17 protein-coding genes, 1 pseudogene and 1 riboswitch are annotated in these 17470 nt (G+C 63.1%); of the genes and pseudogenes, 12 read left to right on the forward strand and 6 right to left on the reverse strand.

The window, feature by feature from the left end; all coding sequences use genetic code 11:
- The first annotated feature begins 5 nt into the window (after positions 1-5).
- A pseudogene (gene tnpA / locus BFN03_RS11620) lies at positions 6-338 on the forward strand (IS200/IS605 family transposase).
- A gap of 109 nt (positions 339-447) precedes the next feature.
- Here tnpA and BFN03_RS11625 read toward each other — a convergent pair.
- The 3 genes from BFN03_RS11625 to BFN03_RS11635 are packed head-to-tail and all read right to left on the reverse strand — an operon-like array spanning position 448 to position 3328.
- Positions 448-1872, reverse strand: coding sequence for an NAD(P)(+) transhydrogenase (Re/Si-specific) subunit beta (locus BFN03_RS11625; protein ID WP_070379130.1), 1425 nt, complete (start codon positions 1870-1872; stop codon positions 448-450).
- A complete protein-coding gene (locus BFN03_RS11630) occupies positions 1872-2216 on the reverse strand; it encodes an NAD(P) transhydrogenase subunit alpha (RefSeq protein ID WP_070379131.1) in 345 nt (114 codons plus the stop codon). Before BFN03_RS11630 ends, BFN03_RS11625 begins: the two co-directional genes overlap by 1 nt.
- Positions 2216-3328, reverse strand: a complete 1113-nt coding sequence (locus BFN03_RS11635; RefSeq protein ID WP_070379132.1) for a Re/Si-specific NAD(P)(+) transhydrogenase subunit alpha — start codon at positions 3326-3328, stop codon at positions 2216-2218. The genes BFN03_RS11630 and BFN03_RS11635 overlap by 1 nt, the downstream gene beginning before the upstream one ends.
- A gap of 256 nt (positions 3329-3584) precedes the next feature.
- Here BFN03_RS11635 and BFN03_RS11640 point away from each other — a divergent pair, with 256 nt between their 5' ends.
- A complete protein-coding gene (locus BFN03_RS11640; protein ID WP_084385596.1) occupies positions 3585-3986 on the forward strand; it encodes a DUF488 family protein, N3 subclade in 402 nt (133 codons plus the stop codon).
- 94 nt (positions 3987-4080) lie between these two features.
- Here the strand turns inward: BFN03_RS11640 and BFN03_RS11645 are convergent, their stop codons facing one another.
- Complete coding sequence (locus BFN03_RS11645; RefSeq protein ID WP_070379134.1) at positions 4081-5622, reverse strand: AMP-binding protein; 1542 nt, start codon at positions 5620-5622, stop codon at positions 4081-4083.
- Positions 5623-5806: 184 nt separating this feature from the next.
- On the opposite strand from BFN03_RS11645, the gene BFN03_RS11650 reads away from it, so the two are divergent.
- Complete coding sequence (locus BFN03_RS11650; RefSeq protein WP_070379135.1) at positions 5807-6625, forward strand: maleylpyruvate isomerase family mycothiol-dependent enzyme; 819 nt, start codon at positions 5807-5809, stop codon at positions 6623-6625.
- Positions 6626-6630: 5 nt separating this feature from the next.
- Positions 6631-7314 carry a Type 1 glutamine amidotransferase-like domain-containing protein gene (locus tag BFN03_RS11655; RefSeq protein ID WP_070379136.1) on the forward strand — a complete coding sequence of 228 codons (684 nt, stop codon included), beginning with the start codon at positions 6631-6633 and terminating at the stop codon, positions 7312-7314.
- A gap of 33 nt (positions 7315-7347) precedes the next feature.
- Here the strand turns inward: BFN03_RS11655 and BFN03_RS11660 are convergent, their stop codons facing one another.
- Positions 7348-7668, reverse strand: coding sequence for a hypothetical protein (locus BFN03_RS11660; RefSeq protein ID WP_070380850.1), 321 nt, complete (start codon positions 7666-7668; stop codon positions 7348-7350).
- A 457-nt stretch (positions 7669-8125) separates the two neighbouring features.
- Between BFN03_RS11660 and BFN03_RS11665 the strand changes: the two genes are divergently transcribed.
- From BFN03_RS11665 to BFN03_RS11690, 6 genes are all read left to right on the forward strand, one after another.
- The gene (locus BFN03_RS11665) at positions 8126-9499 is read left to right on the forward strand and encodes an FAD-binding oxidoreductase (protein WP_070380851.1); all 1374 of its coding nucleotides are present in this window, start codon (positions 8126-8128) and stop codon (positions 9497-9499) included.
- 111 nt (positions 9500-9610) lie between these two features.
- Positions 9611-9886 carry a GNAT family N-acetyltransferase gene (locus BFN03_RS11670; protein ID WP_070379137.1) on the forward strand — a complete coding sequence of 92 codons (276 nt, stop codon included), beginning with the start codon at positions 9611-9613 and terminating at the stop codon, positions 9884-9886.
- A gap of 104 nt (positions 9887-9990) precedes the next feature.
- Positions 9991-10087, forward strand: a riboswitch (TPP riboswitch).
- Complete coding sequence (locus BFN03_RS11675) at positions 10081-10803, forward strand: TenA family protein (protein ID WP_070380852.1); 723 nt, start codon at positions 10081-10083, stop codon at positions 10801-10803. Its footprint overlaps the riboswitch before it by 7 nt.
- Positions 10804-10835: 32 nt before the next feature.
- Complete coding sequence (locus tag BFN03_RS11680) at positions 10836-11879, forward strand: ABC transporter substrate-binding protein (protein ID WP_070380853.1); 1044 nt, start codon at positions 10836-10838, stop codon at positions 11877-11879.
- Positions 11857-12729 carry an ABC transporter permease gene (locus BFN03_RS11685; RefSeq protein WP_070379138.1) on the forward strand — a complete coding sequence of 291 codons (873 nt, stop codon included), beginning with the start codon at positions 11857-11859 and terminating at the stop codon, positions 12727-12729. Before BFN03_RS11680 ends, BFN03_RS11685 begins: the two co-directional genes overlap by 23 nt.
- A 26-nt stretch (positions 12730-12755) precedes the next feature.
- A complete protein-coding gene (locus BFN03_RS11690) occupies positions 12756-13568 on the forward strand; it encodes an ABC transporter ATP-binding protein (RefSeq protein ID WP_070380854.1) in 813 nt (270 codons plus the stop codon).
- A 3-nt stretch (positions 13569-13571) separates the two neighbouring features.
- Here BFN03_RS11690 and BFN03_RS11695 read toward each other — a convergent pair whose 3' ends face one another.
- The gene (locus BFN03_RS11695; protein ID WP_070380855.1) at positions 13572-14939 is read right to left on the reverse strand and encodes a WS/DGAT/MGAT family O-acyltransferase; all 1368 of its coding nucleotides are present in this window, start codon (positions 14937-14939) and stop codon (positions 13572-13574) included.
- Between the two features lie 177 nt (positions 14940-15116).
- Between BFN03_RS11695 and BFN03_RS11700 the strand changes: the two genes are divergently transcribed.
- Positions 15117-16139: an alpha/beta hydrolase gene (locus tag BFN03_RS11700; protein ID WP_070379139.1), complete on the forward strand. Its 1023-nt coding sequence runs from the start codon at positions 15117-15119 to the stop codon at positions 16137-16139.
- Between the two features lie 107 nt (positions 16140-16246).
- Positions 16247-17461 carry a beta-1,3-glucanase family protein gene (locus tag BFN03_RS11705; protein WP_070379140.1) on the forward strand — a complete coding sequence of 405 codons (1215 nt, stop codon included), beginning with the start codon at positions 16247-16249 and terminating at the stop codon, positions 17459-17461.
- Positions 17462-17470 lie beyond the last annotated feature (9 nt).

The following is a 17470-nucleotide window of genomic DNA, read 5'->3' on the forward strand; positions in this document are numbered from 1 at the left end:
CACATGTGGTCTTCGTGACCACGTACCGCCCGCCGGGTGTTCTCGCACGCTCACCTCCGGCGGGCGGAGGAGATCATGCCGGACGGGTGCGGGACTTCGAGTGCGAACTGGTCGAGTTCAACGGGGAATCGAACCATGTGCACCTGCTGGTGAACTTCCCACCCAAGGTTGCCCTGTCCACACTGGTCAACAGCCTCGAGGGCGTCTCGTCTCGCCGGACGCGGCAGGAGTTCCCCGAACTGGTCCAGCACTACTAGCGGGCGCAACGCCTCTGGTCCCGCTCCTACTTCGCCGGCTCGGTCGGTGGCGCACCGATCTCCCTGCTCCGCCATACATAGAACAACAGAACCGTCCCGTCTAGGGCACGCTCGGGCCCGAGGGCCCTCCCGCGTGCGCCGTCACCTCCACCCTGAAGGATGGAGCACTAGCGCACTTCTCGGTAGCCGACTACAGCGCCTTCAGTTCCTCGGTTACCTCGCTGACCATCTTCTTCGCATCCCCGAAGAGCATCGCGGTGTCGTCTGCGAAGAACAGTGGGTTGTCGATCCCTGCGAACCCCGAGTTCATCGACCTCTTGAGCACGATCACCGACCTCGACTGATCCACGTTCAGAATCGGCATACCGTGAATCGGGCTGGAAGGATCGTTGCGTGCGGCGGGGTTGGTGACGTCGTTCGCTCCGATCACCAGGGTGACGTCGGTGCGAGCGAACTCGTCGTTGATCTCGTCCATTTCCTTCATCGCGTCGTACTCGACATCAGCCTCTGCAAGGAGAACGTTCATGTGGCCGGGCATCCGGCCTGCGACCGGGTGGATGGCGTACTTGACCTCCACACCCTTGGATTCGAGTAGCTTCGCCATGTCCTTCACCGCGTGCTGGGCTTGAGCCACGGCCAGACCGTATCCCGGGACCACGATCACCTGGTTCGCGTACGCCATCTGGATCGCGGCGTCCGCCGCCGAGGTGGACTTCGCTGTCTTCACCGTCCCGTCCCCGACTGCCGCAGTCGCGGCGCCGCCACCGAATCCGCCGGCCACGATCGCCGGAATCGACCGATTCATGGCTTTCGCCATCAGGTTCGTGAGGATCGAGCCTGACGCGCCGACGATCATTCCGGCCACGATCATCGCCTGATTGTTCAAGGCCAGACCGGCTGCTGCTGCGGACAAACCGGTGAGGGCGTTGAGCAGCGAAATGACGACTGGCATGTCGGCACCACCGATCGGCAGAACCACCATCAATCCGAGGGTCGCCGCGAGGACCAGGACGCCAACGATCCACCACTGACTCGTTGCTTCGGTGGGGTCGATGGCCTTGACCCCGATGACCACTGCCAGCAGCACCGCTCCAATCAGCAGCACGGCATTGAGCGGTTGCTGGAACTTCCCTATGCCGATCGGCCTGCCCGGCAGGGTTTCCTGCAACTTCAAGAAGGCGATGACCGATCCCCAGAACGAGACCGACCCGACGATCGCTGCGAACAGGGAGGCGATCACGATGTGCACAGTCGGCATCTCCCCGTGCGAAAACGCGGTGAAACCGTCCGAATCCAGGAACTCTGCATAGGCGATCAGGGCGACGGTGCCGCCCCCGACCCCGTTGAAGAGAGCGACCAGCTGCGGCATCGCCGTCATCTTCGTCCGCAACGCGGGTGGCACCCCCAACAACACACCGATCACCAGGCCGGTTACGACCAGAGCCCAGTTGGAGGTATCGCGGATCGAGATCAGGGTGGCGACGACGGCGACGAGCATGCCTGCCGCCGCGATCTGATTGCCCCGTACCGCGGTCTTGGGGCCCGTCAGACCCATCAGACCGTAGATGAACATCGCGAAAGCGATGATGTAGAGGATGTCGACCAGGTATTCCACTACTTCTCCCCCGTCTTGTCGACTGAATCGGCGGACGGGGCATCAGCGCGCGCCACGGGTCTGGACTTGAACATCCCCAGCATCCGGTCGGTGACCACAAAGCCACCGACCACGTTGATCGTTCCGAACACCAGCGCCACGAACAGGATCACCTGCAGACCCCACGGCGGGTTGTCGACCTTGCCCAACACCACCAGCGCACCGAGCACAACGATGCCGTGGATGGCGTTCGTGCCCGACATCAACGGGGTGTGCAAGGTGTTCGGGACCTTCGAGATCACCGCGAAACCCACGAACCCGGACAACACCAGGATCGCGATGTTCGCCAACAGTTCGGTGTACATCAGGACACCGCCTCCTCACGGGTGACGCAGGAGGCGGCGAGCACCTCATCCGAGAAGTCAGGGGCCAACTGGCCTTCGACCAGCATCAGCTCCAGAAGGGCTGAGAGGTTTTTCGCATATAGCTCCGACGAGTGTTCGGGCATCGTGGAGGGTAAATTCAACGGCGAGCAGATCGTGACCCCGTGCTTGACCACGGTTTGCCCTGGTTCGGTCAGCTCGCAATTGCCGCCGGTCTCTCCCGCCAGATCCACCACAACCGATCCCGGTTTCATGCCCGCTACGGCCGCGGCCGTCACCAGCCGGGGTGCCGGACGACCTGGAACCAGCGCGGTCGTGATGACCACATCGAAGGTCTTGATCGCATCCTCGAGCGCCTGTTGCTGCTGCGCCCTTTCGTCTTCGGAGAGCTCCCGCGCGTACCCGCCCTCACCGACCGCATCGATCCCCAGATCCAGCCACTGCGCACCCACCGACCGGACTTGATCGGCCACCTCCGGGCGCACGTCGTATCCCGTGGCCCTGCCGCCGAGCCTCTTGGCCGTCGCCAACGCCTGCAACCCGGCCACGCCGACTCCGAGTACCAGCACGGTCGCGGGCTTGACGGTACCGGCGGCGGTGGTGAGCATCGGGAAGAACCGGGTCGACACTGACGCCGCCAGCAGCACCGCCTTGTATCCCGAAACATTCGCCTGCGAAGACAGCGCGTCCATTACCTGCGCCCGGGAAATGCGCGGGATCGCCTCCACCGCGAATGCCTGCACCCCCGCCGACTTCAACGCCGCCAGTTGATTGTCCTGGCTGCGAGGGGCCAGGAACCCGATCAGCGTCTGCCCCGCATGCAACCGGGCCACCTCGGCATCCGACGGCGGCGCTACCTTGACGAGCACGTCCGCCGACCACGGATCGGCGATCTTCGCGCCCGCTGCGACATACAGATCGTCGGGAATCAGAGCGCCGAGACCAGCTCCCGGCTCGACCACTACCTCCACCCCCTTGCCGATCAAGGCGGCCACGATCTTCGGCACCAACGCCACCCGACGCTCACCCTCGTTCGATTCGCGAGGGACGCCGACCGTCGGACGTGGCCGTGCCGTGCTCTGCGATGTATCCATCTCTCGACTTCCTGCCGTAAGTGGTCTGCAGCGGCAACCAACCGATGGCGAGAGGCATGTGTCCCGCACCACGACTGAATCCAGCTGATGATAGCCAGAGGGAGGGTGAAGTGGTGTACATGAGCATGCGGCACGCGTCTCAATCGCATCCGAATTTTGGTTCCGACGAGTGAATTGCCCCATTTGTGAGAACGATCACCATACGATTCGTCGTAGTCTGGCGGTAGGCACCCGCATCGGGAGCGGAGGTTCGATCGTGAGAACGCCGAAAGAACAGAGCATGCCGAGCGTCGCCGAGAAGCCGTCTGTCGTGGTCGAGCGGGTCTACGACCACCCGACCGAAGGCGACGGATTGCGACTGTTCGTCGACCGCCTCTGGCCGCGTGGACTGCGCAGGGATGCCTTCCATTTCGACGACTGGGCCAAGGATCTCGCACCGTCGACGGAGCTACGTCATTGGTACTCGCACGACATCGCCGCTTTCAGCGAGTTCCGAGAGCGGTACGTCCACGAGTTGGAGTCGGCTACCGGCCGGAAAGCCGTCTCCCGAGTACGCGAACTCGCCCATGGGCGGCCGATCGTCCTCTTGACCGCGACCAAGGACCTTCGACACAGTCACGCCGAAGTCCTCGGCGAATACCTGCGGAATCAATCCTGAGCGAAGCTGCAGAATCGATCGTGAGCGAAGCTGCAGAATCGATTGTGAGCGAAGCTCAGTGCTTCGAATCGGCCGATCGACCTGATATCGGCGCTCAGCCGGCTTTCAAATACTTCGCCCTCAACCGGTGCTTGACCAGCTTTCCGGTGGCGGTGCGCGGCAGGTCGTCGGAAAAGTCGATGGTGCGCGGCGCCTTGTAGTGGCTGACCCGATCGCGAACATAGTCGAGCAATTCGCTGGCCACGGCGTCGGACGGTTCGACACCGTCGACGAGTTGCACCACCGCCTTTACCTGTTCACCCATCTCCTCATCGGGCACACCGATCACGGCGACATCGAACACCTTGGGATGCATGATGAGCACGTTCTCCGACTCCTGCGGGTAGATGTTCACTCCACCCGAGATGATCATGAACGCCGCGCGGTCGGTCAGATACAGATATCGATCGGAGTCGAGGTAGCCGATGTCGCCACACGTTGTCCACGCCGGATGGAGGGGATGCGTCGCGGCCTGTGTCTTCACTGGATCGTTGTGATATTCGAACGATCGCTCCTCCTGCTCCCAGTAAACGGTGCCGATCTCGCCTGCGGGCAGATCGTTGCCACTCTCGTCGCAAATGTGGACGACACCCATTACTCCGTCGCGACCCACCGATCCTGGCTTGGCAAGCGACTCCGCGCTGTCGATGAACGTGGCACCCGCCCCTTCGGTGGAGGCATAGTATTCGTGAATTATCGGACCCCACCACTCGATCATCGATCGTTTCACATCGGGTGGGCACGGTGCCGCCGCATGAATTGCCACCTTCTGGCTCGACAGATCGAACTTTGCGCGAACAGCCTTCGGCAGCTTGAGCATCCGCACGAACATCGTCGGCACCCACTGGCTGTGGGTCACGCGATATCGCTCGATCAATCGCAGCGATTCCTCGGCATCGAATCGGTCCATCAAGATGATGGTTCCGCCGACGGAGTTGATCGCGGCGCAGAACCGCAGCGGGGCTGCGTGATACAGGGGCGCGGGGCAAAGGTAGATCGAGTCCGAGTCGAATCCGTAGATCGCAACGAATGCCGCGGCGTACGGATCCATGTCGGCGTCCACTTCACCATCGGGCAGAGCGGGTTTGACACCCTTGGGCCGTCCCGTTGTGCCCGAGGAGTACAACATGTCTCGACCGCGGGGTTGCGAGTCGAGCGGTTTGTCCGACTGCCCGGCGAGAGCTTCCTCGTAGCTGTCGAACCCACGGAGCTCGCCTCCGTACACGAGGCGATGCCGAACCCGGGGAAGTTGGTCCGGTTCGTACGGGACGGCGCTGGCGACGTCCGCCGCGACGATCAGGACTTCGGCTCCGCAGTCGTCGATTACGTATCCGCATTCCTCCGGGTTCAGGTGCCAATTGACCAGTGTGACGTACAGCCCCGATCGCAGCGCTGCCCAATACACTTCGAACACCCGGATGTCGTTGCTCGACACGAGAGCTAGGTGGTCGCCTACTTTCAGCCCGAGGGAGCGGAGGTACCGTGCGAGACGGGCGGAGCGCCCGTCCAATTCCCGGTAGGTAATCTGCTCCCCTGTCGAGGGGCGGATAACCGCGGGCTTGTCGGGCGTGGTTGCAACGAAGTTTCCAGGGAACATTCGCGCTCCTCTTGCCAACCGGGGAACAAGTCAGAGACATTCTCACCATCGGTTTACCACACCGAATCGACCTCGGACAGCCACCACGCCCGACACTGGGACCTCCCGTCCGCCCGTGGCGAAAAACTCGCCACCACAGGGATGCGAGGTTCTAGAGTTGAGAAAAAATTAGGAGTGCAACACTGTGAACACCTTGCAAAGGGAATCGATCCTCGACGCGCTGTTCGAGGAATGGGACGCGCTCGATCAGGTGCTGTCGCCGCTGCAGGGCGACGCGTGGTTCACACCGACGTCCCTGCCGGGCTGGACGGTCCACGACGTCGTCGCCCACATCATCGGCACCGAATCTCTCCTCGCGGGAGTTCCAGCCCCGCACACCAGCATCGACGTCCGGGGCCTCGCCCATGTCCGCAACGAAATGGGCGCCTTCAACGAAGAGTGGGTGGAGGGATTGCGGGGTTGCGCGGGCTCGGAGATGCTCGAGAAGTTCCGCGCAATCACCACCCGCAGGCGGGCTGAGCTGACCGAGATGACGGACGAGATGCTCGCGGCCGAAACCACCACACCGGTTGGACCGGCACCCTATCTCCGTTTCATGCTTATCCGCCTCTTCGACTGCTGGATGCACGAACTCGACATCCGCGACGCGCTGGGATTACCAGGCGAAGAGGGCGACCGCCGGGCGAACATCGCGTTCACGGAGATCACCGGTGCCGTCGCATTCCTCGTCGGCAAGCGCGGCAAGGCCCCGGACGGGGCCAGGATCACGCTGGAACTGACGGGACCGCTCGCACGAACCATCCACATCGTGGTCGACGGCAGGGCGAAGGTGGTCGAGGATTTGCCCGCCGAGGCGACCACCACCATCACCCTCGACTCACGACTGTTCACGCGGCTGGCGGGTGGCAGAACCACGGCAGCCGAGCACCGTGACGAAATCACGCTGCACGGAGACGCCGAAGTCGGCAAGAGGATCGTCGACAACCTCGCGTTCACGATCTGATCGCGGTGCGCCTGTTCCTCTCGTCATATCGGTTCGGTGCCGACCCCGCACCATTGCTATCGCTGGTCGGCAGCGCTGGACGCGTCGGCGTGGTTGCCGCCGCGGCGGATGCCTGGCCGCCTGCGGCACGAGCGTCTGCAGTTGTCAGCGATGTGATGCCGTTGGCGCGCCTGGGCTTCACTCCGGAAGAGGTGGACCTGCGCGATTACATCCGCAGCGACGGGAACGCGAGAGTCGACGCGCTGCAGGAGCGGCTGGCCGGGCTCGACATGCTCTGGGTCCGGGGCGGGAACACATTCGTGTTGCGCGCACAGATGGCCAGAAGCGGGGCTGACCGGGTGATCCCTGAACTATTGCGGAACGACGCGTTGGTGTATGCCGGGTACAGCGCGGGCGCGTGTGTCATGACTCCAACGCTCTACGGTCTCGACTCCTGCGATGACCCGGCGGAAGTGAACGCGACCTGCGGCATGGATCCGCTCTGGGACGGCTTGGGCATGGTGAGCTTCGCAATCGTCCCCCATCATCCGCCCGCTGAATCTCCAGAGTCCGGAGAGTCCATGCTGCTCGAGGAAGCCGCAGGAGTTCGGCGAACAGTCGATGCGCTCAGGCTCGCCGGGATCGATTACCGGACCCTCACCGATGACCAGGCGATCGTCGTGAACGGAGATCGCACCGAACTCGTCTAGCGACGACGGGTTCGGGCGTGGAAGGTATATCTATCACCCGAGGAATGTGTCGGCCTCAGACGAGGAGACCTGTTCGAGTGCAGCCCAAATGACCTCGCATCGCCTCGCGGTCACCTCGTCCGCGTCGGCGAGCAGCGCATCCAGGAGAGTCCTCGGCCTCAGGCGCCATGCCTCGTGCATGGACTGAACTTCATTGTTGGTGAACAACCCCGACCCTGCGAGCGCCGAGATCCACTCGTCGAACTCCCCACGGTAGATACGTTCGACGGATTCGTAGTCGACACCACCTTCGAAGAACTCGTACGAGAACATCGCGGAGACATAGCTGCTGGGATCTCGTTCGGGGGTGTTCATCGGTGCAGTTCCTTCCAGGGGTGGTGCGACGAATTCCGAGTCCACCCAGGAGCTGGCTCATACCTGGTGGGTTCTACCGTTAGGGCCGACATTCTTCGCCGGGTTCGACGATCCAAGACGCTATCGTGCGGAGGCACGTTCTAGTGTTGCCTCGCCGATACGATCCGGTAACAGAGTTACGAGTGTGACGTGTGTTACAGCTGGTAGGTGCGGGTCGACCCCTCGAGAGGAGGCTTCTACCTGCATTTTCGTCTCACCACACGAGCGCCACCCCCACCTCCGGCGGGTGGATGAATCCCACACCTCGGTCCCACATCGTGAGACTGCTGTATATCGGTGATTTCCCGAGAGCCGGGCCGGGCAGGAACCGGTTCTGTTAGAAGTTCGACCAGTTCGAAGGCTTGTGTGCAAGTGGACTACCTTCGGGGTGCAAGACACCCGCATACCAGGAGTCACGATGACCGTCACCGACGACACGCTCACCTCGCTCGCCGCCGTCCTTCCCGAAGGATGCCTGGTGACCGATCCGGACCTCCTCGCGTCGTACAGTCAGGACTGGGCACGAGACCCTGCCGCGACGATCCCTCGTGCGGTCGCGCGCCCCACTACCACCGAAGACGTCCAGGCGGTGATGCGTTGGGCCACCGAACATCAGGTTCCGGTCATTCCGCGAGGGGCAGGGTCCGGGCTCAGCGGCGGTGCGACGGCCGTCTCGGGCAGCATCGTGGTCAGCACCGAGCGAATGCGCCGGATAGAGGTGGACCCGGCCACACGTATCGCCGTCGTGGAACCGGGTCTGCTGAACGCGGAGGTCAAGGCCGCGGCAGCTGAGCACGGACTCTGGTATCCCCCAGATCCGTCTTCGTTCGAGATGTGCTCGATCGGCGGCAACGTCGCAACGAATGCAGGTGGTCTGTGCTGCGTCAAGTACGGTGTCACAACCGACTACGTGCTCGCACTGCGTGTGGTACTCGCAGACGGAACCGCCGTCAGACTCGGCGGTGCGCGGTTGAAAGACGTGGCCGGGCTCTCGCTGACCAAACTCTTCATCGGAAGCGAGGGAACCCTCGGTATCGTCACCGAGGCGACGTTGAGACTGATTCCCGCCCAGCCGCCCTCGAGTACCCTCGTTGCGTCTTTTGCCTCCGTCCAATCCGCCGCAGACACGGTCCTGGCAATTACACGGACATTGCGACCCTCGATGCTCGAGTTCATGGATCGCGCTTCGATCGGCGCGGTCGAGGATTCCCTGCGGATGGGCCTCGACCGTACCGCCGAAGCGATGCTCATCGCGCGGTCGGACGCACCCGGAGCGATTGCAGCCGAAGAGATCTCCGTCATGGCGGATGCGTGTAAGGCGAACGGAGCCTCCGAGGTATTCACGACAGATGATCCCGACGAGGGCGAAGCCTTCGCTGCAGCAAGGCGATACGCGATCCCCGCAGTCGAGAAGCTGGGCAGCCTACTCCTCGAGGACGTCGGCGTCCCACTGCCGAAACTGCCCGCATTGGTCGAGGGAGTCGCTGCCATCTCCCGCGAGCGCGACGTGATGGTTGCGGTAATTGCACACGCCGGCGACGGGAACACCCACCCCCTCATCGTCTTCGATCCCGACGATGCGGAGATGACCGAGCGCGCCCATCTCGTATTCGGCGAGATCATGGATCTCGCGATCTCGCTCGGCGGCACGATCACCGGCGAGCACGGGGTGGGACGGTTGAAGAAGCCCTGGCTGTCCGACCAGGTGGGTCCGGAAGTCATGGAATTGACGCAACGGATCAAGAACGCGCTCGACCCACTCGGCATCCTCAACCCCGGAGCGGTTCTATAACCGCGCCGGTCGGAACGGCAACCGGAACCTGCCCTCGAAACTGAGGGGTAATCTGCGGATGACAGCGTGCGGGACCATACCGCGTGAAGGCAACGAGTCAAGGAGCAGTCTGTGACGACAACGGTGGAGCACTGCGTGGCCGAGTCCCGGTTCGAGGTCTTCGTCGACGGTCAGCTGGCCGGCTACGCCGACTATGCTGAGCGCAGCGGTGTCCGCGACTTCCACCACACCGTCACGTACCCGCAGTTCCGTGGGCAGGGTCTGGCCGCCGAAGTAGTGAAGGCTGCCCTCGACGACACGAAAGCTCGCGGACTCTCAGTGATTCCCTCGTGCTCGTACGTCGCAAAATACATCTCCGAGCATTCGGGCTATGCAGAGCTCGTCTGATCCGGTGAGCGGGACCGAGATGGGAGGCCGACGACATCGTTGCCGCACGTCCGCGCCCTGAGGGTCGTGTCCGGCGCGAATCGCGTTCAGTGTAGGGTCTGCCTTGTTCTGACACGGGGTGCTCCGCACGGGCGGGGCTGAGAACACACCCGGAAAACCTGCTCAGGTAATGCTGACGAAGGGATGTCAAAGTCGTGACCAACTCTGCCTATGGTGCCGCCGACACGGATCGGCACACCCGATTCACGGACCATCTGTGGGACCGAACCAAGGTCCTGCGCGACGCGATCGACGAACTCGAGTTTCTGCGTCGTCTCGGTGACGGAACCCTGCCGTTGGACTTGTTCCGCACGTACATCGAACAGGACTACCTGTATCTCACGGGATACGCCAAGGCTCTCTCGCTGGTTTCGGCTCACGCCCCGGACCCGGACACGGCCGGCTTCTGGGCCGGTTCCGCCGCAACGGCGGCGACGGTGGAAGCGACGCTGCACCAAAACCTACTGACGAGCGGCAAGCTGCCCCAATCCGATGCGAAACCCCAGCATTCACAGGCTTGCCTGGGGTACGTCTCGTACCTGACGGCCGTCGCCGCGACCGAACCGTACCCCGTAGCTGCCGCCGCAATGCTGCCGTGCTTCTGGATCTATGCCGACGTGGGACAACGCCTCGCAAACAGTGCCCGAGAGGTGCTGTCCGCCGATCCTTCTCACCCCTATGCGCAGTGGGTGACCACTTATGACGCCGAGGAATTCCAGACCGCCACCGCCACCGCCCGCGAGTTGGTGGACGCCGCCGCGGAGGCCGCGACCGACGCTCAGCGCGAGGCGATGGTCGAGGTATTCGTAATCGCGAGCCGGTACGAACTCATGTTCTGGGATACCGTCGTGAACAAGCAGGAATGGCCCGCATCGTGACACTGTTTTCTGGCAAGACACTGTTTTCCGGCATGACGTTCTTCTCCCGCAAGGCTTCCTCGTCGCGCAGGCGCACTGCGACGGTCGCGGTCACCCTCGTGTCCGCTCTCGCGGTCCTCACCGGTTGCGCGGCCAATACACAGTCGGGCGATACGATCCGATTCGCACTCGACTGGACACCGAATACCAACCACACCGGTCTGTTCGTTGCCCTCGAACAGGGCTACTTCCAAGACGCCGGACTCGACGTCCAAGTACTTCCGTACAACGACACCTCGCCCGACACCCTCGTCGACGCCGGCAACGCCGAGTTCGGGGTGAGCTTCCAGAGCTCGTTCACATTTTCGCGAGCCGCAGGTGCACAGATAAAATCCGTGCTCGCACCGTTGCAGCACTGGGCAACCGGCATCGCGGTGAGAGCGGACCGCGACGACATCACCCGCCCGCGTGATCTCGACGGCAAGATCTACGCCGGCTTCGCGGATCCCGACGGCGAAGAAACATTGAAGCAGATCATCCGCAACGACGGCGGCGAGGGAGAATTCACGACCGTCACGCTCGGCACGTCTGCGTACGAGGCCGTCTATTCCGGCACCGCAGACTTCACCGTGTCGTTCTTTGCCTGGGAGGGCATCGAAGCCGAGCACCAGGGAACCCCGATGCGGTATTTCCACTACACGGACTACGGTTTCCCCGATGCCTACGCCCTCGTCATCGGGGGCAACGAGCAGTGGATGGCCGATCATCCCGATGAGGCCCGCAAGTTCGTTCAGGCCTTGCAGCGCGGATACCAGTTCGCCGCCGAAAACCCGGCTCTTGCCGCACAGATGCTTGTCGACGCCAACCCCGGCGCCTTCACGGACGATCGACTCGTGCTCGAGAGCCAGGACATGCTGTCCTCCGAATACATGTTGGACGACTCTGGAAGAGTCGGAACACAGACCGCCGAGAAGTGGTCGGGATACTCCGGTTTCTTGTTTGAGAACGGGCTGCTCGCCGGTCCCGATGGAATGCCATTGACCACGGAACCCGACTGGTCTACGTACTTCACCAATGAGTACCTCGCTGAGCCCTGACAGGGGCCATCCGAAGAATTCTCTCGAGGGTTCTCGCACGCGTCCCCACAAGAAGGGTCACCGCACGACGGTCCCCGGCGCCCCCACGCTTGCGCGCAGGGGGCTTCCCTCGCTGGTGGTCGTGGCCCTGCTCGTCGTCGCGTGGCAACTGTACGTAATGGTCAGCGGTATTCGGCCGCAGGTTCTGCCGTCACCGCTGCGCGTGATAGAGCAAGGCTGGCGGGCACGCGATGCTATTGCAGGGCACGCCTCGTCGACGCTGCAGGTGACACTGATCGGCTTCGCGGTGTCCCTGCTCTGCGCCTGGGCTCTCGCAGTGCTCGTCGACTTCTCGCCATGGCTACGACGCGCATTCGTCCCCCTCTTCGTTGTGTCCCAGACGCTGCCGATCATCGCAATCGCGCCACTGATGATCATCTGGTTCGGATTCGGTCTGCTGCCGAAGATCCTCGTGATCGCCCTCGCGACGTTCTTCCCGATGACGATCGGTCTGATCGAAGGTTTCGCCGCCGCGGACAGAGAAGCCAGCGCCCTCCTGCGGAGCATGGGAGCATCCCGCTGGCAGGAATTCCGCTACGTCCGGCTACCATCGGCGATTCCCCGATTCTTCACCGCCCTGCGGATCGGGATCACCTATGCGGTCGTGGGCGCGGTGTTCTCCGAGTACGTCGGTGCCACGTCCGGCCTCGGCATCTACATGGCGACGCAGAAGAACTCGTTCCGAACCGACCTCGTGCTCGCCGCCGTGCTGGTGACCGCCGCCATCAGTGTCTGCCTCTACCTACTCACCTTCGCCGTCGAACGTGCCGTCGCACCCTGGATCAGTGAAGAACGGAGCCGTCACGAATGACGGATCACCAGACGGAGAGGATCGCGATGACCGAAGAAGCACGCGTCGTGATGACCGGGATCAGCAAGGCCTTTCCCGTCCGCGGCGGAACCAGACCCGTCCTCGACGACATCTCACTGACCGTTGAACGCGGAGAGTTCGTGTCGGTGATCGGCCCCAGCGGATGCGGGAAGAGCACGGCCTTCTCGATGCTCGCAGGTCTAGAGCAACCAGATTCCGGCGCCGTCACCATCGGCGGTGAACCTGTGCGATCGGCTGGCAGTGATACCGCCCGATGCGCATATATGCCGCAGAAAGACCTGCTGTTCCCCTGGCGCAGCGTCCTCGACAACACGACTCTCGGCCTCGAAGTGCAGGGCGTATCCCGCGCCCAGGCGCGGGACAAGGCCCGGGAACTGTTCCCCGTGTTCGGTCTCGGTGGGTTCGAGGACGCCCGGCCCAGTCAGTTGTCCGGCGGGATGCGACAGCGCGCCGCGATGCTGCGGACCGTCGTCCAGGAATGTCCGGTGCTGCTTCTCGATGAACCGTTCGGCGCCCTGGACTCGCTGACCCGCACCGAGATGCAAGCGTGGCTGCAGCAGGTGTGGCAACGCTATAGGTGGACCGTCTTGATGATCACCCACGACATCCGTGAGGCCGTCTACCTGTCGGATCGCGTGGTCGTACTCTCGGCGCGACCGGCTACGGTCCGCACCGAGGTGACAGTGGATCTGCAACGGCCACGCGAACTGTCGATGATGACGTCGCCCGAGTTCGTGGAGATCGAGCACCTCCTCCTCGAGGTCCTCCACGAGGAATCCCGGCGGGCGCTGGCAGAGCAGGAGTCGAGCCGACCCTGAGCTCTAGGCCCCGACGGGTACGAGTAGAGCCTTCTCGAGTTCGGCCAACGCTTCCTCGAGATGATGCAGGATTCGCTGCAGCCTCGGCACCGAACTGCGGCACCCGACGATACCGAAGTGGAGGTTGTCGCCGTTGCTGGTGAGTGTGATGTTCAGCGCCTGCCCATCGAGTACCACCGAGGCCGGATAGATGCCGTCCAGCCTGGAACCGTTCCAGTACATCGTCTTTCTCGGCCCCGGGACGTTGGAGATGATCACGTTGAACGGTGGTGGGGTGAACTGGACGAAACCTGGCACCGGAGACAGGGCTATCGCCGATACATTGACCGCCGACCAGGCCATCGCCTGCAGCGGAGTAAGGCTGCCGAACAGTTCCTTTCCCTGGGCCATCGATGCGCAGATCGCCGCAAGACGTTCGGCCGGATCGTCGACGTCGGTCGCCAAGTTGCACAACGTCGCACCGATTGCATTGCCGCCGGCATCGGAATCGTGCTCCTCGTGCAAAGACACCGGAACCATCCCGATCAGAGGTGCATCCGGCAGAGCATTCTGCTCGTCGAGGTAGCCCCGGAGCGCGCCCGCGCACATGGCCATCACCACATCATTGATGCTGGCGCCGGCAGCCTTCCGTACCGCGTCGATACGTGCGAGTGGCCAAGATTGTGCCGCGAACCGGCGTGCTCCGCCGATCGGGACGTTGAGGATGGTCCGCGGCGCCTCGTAGGGAAACCTCATATCGTGCCGACGCATCGCCGTGCGGGCGATGCGCACCGCGGCAGGAGCGAGGCCGGCCACGTCACCAACCGTGTGGCGGATCTCGTCCCACACCGACGGGGATGCGGGAACGGCACGGCCATGCGACGAAGCGGGTAGGTTCCACGGCGGCGGAGCATTACGCACACTCGGATCGGTCGAGAGCGTTCGAATCAACAACCGCAATCCGGACACGCCGTCCATCAGCGAGTGATGGAACTTGGTGAAGATAGCGAACCGGCCGTCCTCGAGTCCCTCGATGAGATGCATCTCCCACAACGGGCGGTGCCGGTCGAGCAGTGTGCCGTGCAGTCGCGACGCGAGGGTCAGCAACTCCCGAACCCGGTACGGGGACGGGAGTGCAGAATGCCGCACGTGGTACTCGAGGTCCACATCGGATTCGTCCGCCCACCAGAAGTTCCCGAGACTCCCAACCGGATTCGCCGGCATCTTTCGGAACATCGGGTCGACGTCGGTGTACGACAGCATCGTGTCGTACATCGTCTTGACATAGTTGGGGCCGGCGTCCTCGGGCGGAGTGAACAACTGGAGCGATCCGACGTGCATGGAATGCTCTCGCGATTCGCCGAGAAGGAAAATCGAATCGGTAACCGGCATCAGTCCCACCTGGACGTTCACCCCACCTTCTTGACAGCCCACCAATCCTTGCGTCGGGATGCTACATCGGGCGTAACGTTTGTGCGCCTCAACTGCGATATATACCTAAGACGCTGAGAGACAATCTGCCGCGCCCTGGAGGTCATGGGGCGGCGAGGTCGGAAGGAGGGCGGGAAAATGAGCACTGCAACTCACGACTTCTGCCCAGCACCGGTTCCAGTAACCCGCAGGGAATTCGCAGGGACGACCCCACAGTCGGTGGCCCTTGCGCACACCCTTCGTCGCACGGTCCGGCCGTTCCTCGACAGGTGGGCACGCTACCCCGAGTTGCCATGGCCGACTGGAGTCGTCGACCTGTTCGGGTACTCTCTCGGCCCAGTCCGCGGCACGCAACGCAGGCCGGTCCAGCTGCCCCACTGCCGGGCCGAGTTGATCCGGCCTGCGGGAGACCTGGCCGACCGGGCGATCCTCTACCTCCACGGCGGCGCGTTCCTGTGCGGTGGGATCAACTCCCATCGGCGGATGGTGTCCCGGATCGCGGCGGAGGCTCAGGCCCTGACGTTGAACGTCGCATATCGCATGATCCCGCAGCATTCCATCCGCGCGGCGGTCGAGGACGGCATCGACGGATACCGCTGGCTGCTCGCACACGGGTACACCGCCGATCGCATCGTCATCGCAGGCGACTCTGCAGGCGGATTCCTCACGTTCATGGTGACACTCGAAGCGCTGCGGCGCGGGCTGCCGTGCCCCGCCGCAGATGTCGCGTTGTCTCCGCTGACCGATCTCGACCCCGCCCACAAACTGGCCCACCCCAACGCCGATCGATGTGCGGTCTTTCCCAGGCGCGCCGTCGGGGCACTGTCTACGCTCATCGAGCGGGTTGATGCGAAAGGCGGGCACGGCCCCTCACCCTCGCCGGTGGACGGCATCCTTGCTCCGATGCCGCCGGCCCTGATCCAGACCGGCTCGCAGGAAATGGTCTACGTCGACGCCGAACTGATGTCCGAACGGCTCTCCCTGGCCGGCGTTCCGTGCGAACTACAGGTATGGGAACGGCAGGTGCACGTCTTCCAGGCCGCTGCGGGACTGCTCCCCGAAGGCATCCGCGCCGTACGCGAGATCGGCGAGTTCATCCGTGCGGCCACCGACCGTACCCGAAATGCCGACGCCGGCTCACCGGGCACGCTCTCACGCTAGAAAGTAGCGATCTCAGAGCGCCGGATTAGTTGCTAAGCAGGTATATCCACTCGGTTCCAGGGCGTATATTTGCCATCGTCTGCGGGGGATCCCGAGCGGAGTACACGATGCTGAACAGACGGAGCTTTCTCAAGGCGACACTTGGCACGACAGCACTCGGAGCGCCGGTCGTGTCGTCACTCGTTCCGGGCCTGACCGCTCGTGCCTCAGCGGCCACCACCCTCACCGCGACCGTGGTCAACGACTCCGGCGTGTTCGACAACGAGGCCGTATCTATTTATGTAACCGGGCACCGGTCCGGCCAGGAAGGTTTCGTCAACGCCGACGGCCAGTTCGTACCGGTCCCCCCCGACGGCCAGGAAGGCGACCCCCTCGACGTGGAGATTCCGATGGCCGGCAACGGAATCACGACAATCGAATTGCCACAGATGTCGGGCCGCGTCTACGTCCTAGCCAAAATTGACGAGGAAGACGAACTGAATTTCCGAGTGGCAGTCACCCCGAACGGCGACCGGAGCATGCACTATCCGGCCGGTTGGGTGGTGGGTCAGCCCGATTACTTCATGCTGTACGACCAAGTGGAATTCACCCTCGACGACACCGGAATGTTCTGCAATACCACCTGTGTCGACGACTTCTGCCTTCCCTTGGCAATCCAGCTCGAGGGAACCAGATCCCAGATCACGGGCACACTGGTCCCCGATGGTCGCGAGAGGATATTTTCCTCGGTCGCCAACACGCCCGGATTCGACCAACTCGTCCGCGGCGACTTCAGGGTCATTGCGCCCAGCCACGGGATCGACTCCAATTTGTTCTCCTCCAGCTACTACAAGGATTACATCGACGATGTGTGGACCAAATACTCCTCGACCAACTTGACGGTCGTCGACGAGGTGAGCGGGAACACCTACACCGGCCACGTCGAGGACGGGGCCGAAGACGGGGAGTTCGTCTTCGACCAGGACGTTGCACCATTCAGCAAACCAACCACCCGCGACGTATTCTTCTGCCACGGCGCCTTGGAGTCTCCGAATGACGGGATAACCGGCCCAGTCGGGGCAACACTGTGTGCGGCCTTCAACCGGTCCACATTGCTCAGCAATTCGCTTGAACCTGTTCCAGATTCCTCCCAGTTCTACCGCGAACTCGTCAGCAATCACTATGCGGCTGCGCTGCACCAGTTCGCCACCGACGGTAAGGCGTACGGATTCGCATACGACGACATAGGCGGCTGGGATACGTTGATCGCGGACACCAATCCGACCTCCTGGCGGATCACATTCGGGCGCATGAACTCCGTGCCCACCAAGCCGGAGGCGTAGGACCGGCGA

The sequence above is a fragment of the Rhodococcus sp. WMMA185 genome, assembly GCF_001767395.1.
Lineage (GTDB): Bacteria > Actinomycetota > Actinomycetes > Mycobacteriales > Mycobacteriaceae > Rhodococcus_F.

Excerpts from the sequence above, each read along its gene's own strand:
- BFN03_RS11635 (WP_070379132.1), bottom strand. The coding sequence starts at position 3,328 with ATGGATACATCGCAGAGCACGGCACGGCCACGTCCGACGGTCGGCGTC.
- BFN03_RS11685 (WP_070379138.1), top strand. The coding sequence starts at position 11,857 with ATGAGTACCTCGCTGAGCCCTGACAGGGGCCATCCGAAGAATTCTCTC.
- BFN03_RS11705 (WP_070379140.1), top strand. The coding sequence starts at position 16,247 with ATGCTGAACAGACGGAGCTTTCTCAAGGCGACACTTGGCACGACAGCA.
- BFN03_RS11665 (WP_070380851.1), top strand. The coding sequence starts at position 8,126 with ATGACCGTCACCGACGACACGCTCACCTCGCTCGCCGCCGTCCTTCCC.
- BFN03_RS11660 (WP_070380850.1), bottom strand. The coding sequence starts at position 7,668 with ATGAACACCCCCGAACGAGATCCCAGCAGCTATGTCTCCGCGATGTTC.
- BFN03_RS11645 (WP_070379134.1), bottom strand. The coding sequence starts at position 5,622 with ATGTTCCCTGGAAACTTCGTTGCAACCACGCCCGACAAGCCCGCGGTT.
- BFN03_RS11680 (WP_070380853.1), top strand. The coding sequence starts at position 10,836 with ATGACGTTCTTCTCCCGCAAGGCTTCCTCGTCGCGCAGGCGCACTGCG.
- BFN03_RS11630 (WP_070379131.1), bottom strand. The coding sequence starts at position 2,216 with ATGTACACCGAACTGTTGGCGAACATCGCGATCCTGGTGTTGTCCGGG.
- BFN03_RS11695 (WP_070380855.1), bottom strand. The coding sequence starts at position 14,939 with ATGCCGGTTACCGATTCGATTTTCCTTCTCGGCGAATCGCGAGAGCAT.
- BFN03_RS11690 (WP_070380854.1), top strand. The coding sequence starts at position 12,756 with ATGACCGAAGAAGCACGCGTCGTGATGACCGGGATCAGCAAGGCCTTT.
- BFN03_RS11700 (WP_070379139.1), top strand. The coding sequence starts at position 15,117 with ATGAGCACTGCAACTCACGACTTCTGCCCAGCACCGGTTCCAGTAACC.